Source organism: Calothrix sp. CBUCES-K 9914 (assembly GCF_059640475.1).
The window spans coordinates 1-3209 of sequence record NZ_JBXXZH010000474.1 but is presented as its reverse complement, the minus strand read 5'-3'; the positions used below and the strand labels follow the sequence as shown (position 1 = coordinate 3209).

Genomic DNA, 3209 nt, shown 5'->3' with positions numbered 1-3209 from the left:
TAGATATTTATCTCTTGCTCCAGTTACGCTGTTTGCTTTATTGATTTTTACAGCAGGACTGTTGATTGAATTTAATCGCTTTTTCCCAGACCTACTTTTCCACCCACTGCCAAACTAACTCTTAGTTACAAGGTATAAAAAGTAGACATAACTCTTTGAAAGTTATGACAGCTAGGAGTTAGATACTTATTTCTAACTCTTAGCTGTTGATTTTATCCTTTTGTTTGGATAATCGGTTTGTAGTCAATTATTGCCTTGATCACACTTTGCTGAAAGTGTGATATTTTGAGTTTTCTTGATGATTTTAAGATTAATTTAATAAAAATTAATGTTTTGATTCATAAGGGTTATTAAGTTTTTTAAACAGAAGTTACTTGTTGGTACTCGGCTACATTTATGATGAAGTAAAATCCTGCCAAAATTTCAAATCACTTAGATGAGGCAAAGATAATAATATGGCGCAAGCAGTAGACGCATCAAAAAACTCTCCTAGCGACCCTAGGAACCGAGAGGTTGTTTTCCCCGCAGAACGTGACCCATTACAAGGCAATCTGGAAACACCAGTTAATGCCTCTCCCTTAAGTAAGTGGTTCATTAATAACTTACCCGCTTACCGCCCAGGTCTTACACCTTTCCGTCGTGGACTTGAGGTAGGTATGGCACATGGATACTTTATTTTTGGTCCATTCGCTAAACTAGGCCCACTGCGTAATACCCCAAACGCTAACCTCGCTGGCTTACTAGCAAGTATTGGTTTAGTGGTTATCCTAACTGGGACTTTATCGCTGTACGCGAACACCAACCCCAAACCAGCACTTGGAAGCGTCACAGTTCCAAACCCACCTGATGCCTTCACCTCAAAAGAAGGCTGGAATAACTTTGGAAGCGCGTTTCTCATTGGTGGTATCGGTGGCGCCGTTGTTGCCTACTTCCTTACCAGCAACTTGGGAGTTCTTCAAAGCATCGCTGGATAATTTGATTTTTTAAACGTACTCACCAAAATATTTAGGGGCTAAGGTTTTAATTCCTTAGCCCTTTTTATTAGTTCATGTGTACTACTTAACTACTCACGTTTGGGCAGCAAAATTTTCTAGAGTCGTTTCTATAGAATGTAAAGCGGTTTCAAAATCATCATTGACGATTTTAATATCAAACTCATCTGCGGCTTCAATTTCCTCATGGGCACGACGCAGACGACGAGCAATAGCATCTTCCGGGTCTTGTCCACGACCGCGTATACGATTTTCCAATTCGGTAAGCGAAGGTGGCAAAATAAAGATGCTCTTGGCACTTGGGAAAGAAGTGCGAATTTGACGCGCGCCTTCGAGTTCAATTTCTAGCACTACGCACTTACCAGAATTAATTTGGTTGAGTACAGCTTGTCTAGGCGTACCATAATAGTTCCCAGCAAACTCTGCCCACTCTAAAAATTCACCAGTCGCAACTAGTTGTTCAAACTTATTACGGTCGATAAAATGGTAGTGTTTGCCGTCAACTTCCCCTGGACGAGGCGCCCTGGTTGTCGCGGAAACAGAGTAATATAGCTCTGGATGACGCTCAAGCAGCGTCCTCATTAGCGTTCCCTTGCCAACTCCACTCGGACCCGTCAAGACTATTAGTTTGCCTTGAGACAGTTTCTGCTTGGTAGTTGCACGATTCTGGATGGATAAAACTTGCATCATCCGCTCAACCTGTGATAAATCAGAATAAATCAATAGACATTATTCATTAGTCATGTGCTAAGTATGGGTATGCTTAAACACGATTGACTAACTTTATTACTGTAACTTTGTTTACAGATTAACTATTCTAATTCACATATTACTGCTGATAAATAGGTTTTAGGGGTGGGGATTTAAACCCACCAGTAAATTTTCAATTAAGAACGCTAGTTATCTACTACTTGATGCTCTCGTGAAATTACAAAGCGATTTGCCACCGTTTCCGGCTGAATCGCCGACAGTATCACATGACTCGAATCTGTAATGATTACAGCCCTAGTGCGGCGCCCATAAGTAGCGTCAACCAGCTGACCTCGATCACGCGCGTCAGTAATAATACGCTTAATCGGGGCTGACTCTGGACTGACAATGGCTACTACCCGATTGGCAGAAACAATATTGCCAAATCCGATGTTGATTAGCTGAATGTCCATAAAAAAACTGACTTACCTTACCAGGGTGTGAGGAAAAACACGATATTCTACATTCATCCAGTACAGGATACCGAATCAAATTTAGGTGCAGTTCGTAAATACTATTTCACTAAATCCGTAAATATCGATACGGTAATAATGAAGCAATCGTGTGTCTATAAAATACTATTTCTCATGTTATCCTCAAAAAATAGGAGTTACAACGCTATTTTTTTGCGGAAACGGTTGTTTTTAAATAAGCATTGCTTTTTTTAAATCTTTGTCAATCTGCATAGATGAATGTTTATTAAAAATCTTCCTAAAGATACAGGTAAATTCTAATGAAAAAAAGCTAAAGACAAAATAAAAATTTAAAATATACCCACAAAACTATTGTTTCAATCGACGCTGCCTTATAGTAAGGTGGGCATTGCCCACCGGACAGAGAGAGTCAAAAGCAGATGTAACAGAAAAATAGAAACCCGGTTTAAGAGAAGCGAATTTCCTTATTAACTTACCTTGATCGTTTTCTTAAGTTCTTTAAATTTTTCTCTCAACAGTTCTAAATTAGGCGGGCGCCCACCGTAACGCCAACTAACATAAGAAGAGCAAATTTCTTCGATAACCTCTGCCGCTGCTGGCTGTTGTATTTTTGAGACTTGAGCGTACTCAAATGGAGTTTGCGCAGGATGCTTTTTAAAACCAGTTGAGTCAACCCACTGTAACATCTGTTGATACAAGCTTTCCATTGGCGGTAGTTTACTCAGAGCTTTTCGGTTACGGAATGCTTTCCACTGCTCTTTCAGGTGCCAAAAAACAAAAGCTGTTCCTGTTGCAATAATTAGTGCTTGTATTATCCCAAAGAAACCTTTTGTAAACAAACCAAAAAACCAAGCAAACGTTCGTGCCAAAAACGAGAATAGACCCCCAAATAAGGTATTAAATAAACCAGTCACAGGAGAAGGCAACCATCCTGCCACCCATTTCCAAAACTGTTGTAATACTGAAAAAGTTTGAGTTTCCTCAATTGATGGAGGAATTAAAGGATGCTGCGGTATTGGGTCGAACGCAAACC

The 3209-nt window shown here is 39.9% G+C and carries 5 protein-coding genes; 2 read left to right on the top strand and 3 right to left on the bottom strand.

Annotated features, from left to right (window positions below):
* Together AC2JBO_RS44115 and AC2JBO_RS44110 are read left to right on the top strand one after the other, a co-directional pair.
* The coding region (locus AC2JBO_RS44115; RefSeq protein ID WP_496959941.1) for a Photosystem I reaction center subunit IX at positions 1-118 on the top strand (118 nt) is incomplete at its 5' end.
* A gap of 337 nt (positions 119-455) precedes the next feature.
* Positions 456-974, top strand: a complete 519-nt coding sequence (locus tag AC2JBO_RS44110) for a photosystem I reaction center protein subunit XI (protein WP_496959939.1) — start codon at positions 456-458, stop codon at positions 972-974.
* 93 nt (positions 975-1067) lie between these two features.
* Here AC2JBO_RS44110 and gmk read toward each other — a convergent pair whose 3' ends face one another.
* From gmk to AC2JBO_RS44095, 3 genes are all read right to left on the bottom strand, one after another.
* Complete coding sequence (gmk, locus tag AC2JBO_RS44105; RefSeq protein ID WP_496959940.1) at positions 1068-1682, bottom strand: guanylate kinase; 615 nt, start codon at positions 1680-1682, stop codon at positions 1068-1070.
* 206 nt (positions 1683-1888) lie between these two features.
* The gene (remA, locus tag AC2JBO_RS44100) at positions 1889-2155 is read right to left on the bottom strand and encodes an extracellular matrix/biofilm regulator RemA (RefSeq protein WP_019492432.1); all 267 of its coding nucleotides are present in this window, start codon (positions 2153-2155) and stop codon (positions 1889-1891) included.
* A gap of 488 nt (positions 2156-2643) precedes the next feature.
* On the bottom strand, positions 2644-3209 hold a 566-nt coding region (locus AC2JBO_RS44095; RefSeq protein WP_496959938.1), incomplete at its 5' end, for a DUF4129 domain-containing protein.

Excerpts from the sequence above, each read along its gene's own strand:
- AC2JBO_RS44110 (WP_496959939.1), top strand. The coding sequence starts at position 456 with ATGGCGCAAGCAGTAGACGCATCAAAAAACTCTCCTAGCGACCCTAGG.
- gmk (WP_496959940.1), bottom strand. The coding sequence starts at position 1,682 with ATGATGCAAGTTTTATCCATCCAGAATCGTGCAACTACCAAGCAGAAA.
- remA (WP_019492432.1), bottom strand. The coding sequence starts at position 2,155 with ATGGACATTCAGCTAATCAACATCGGATTTGGCAATATTGTTTCTGCC.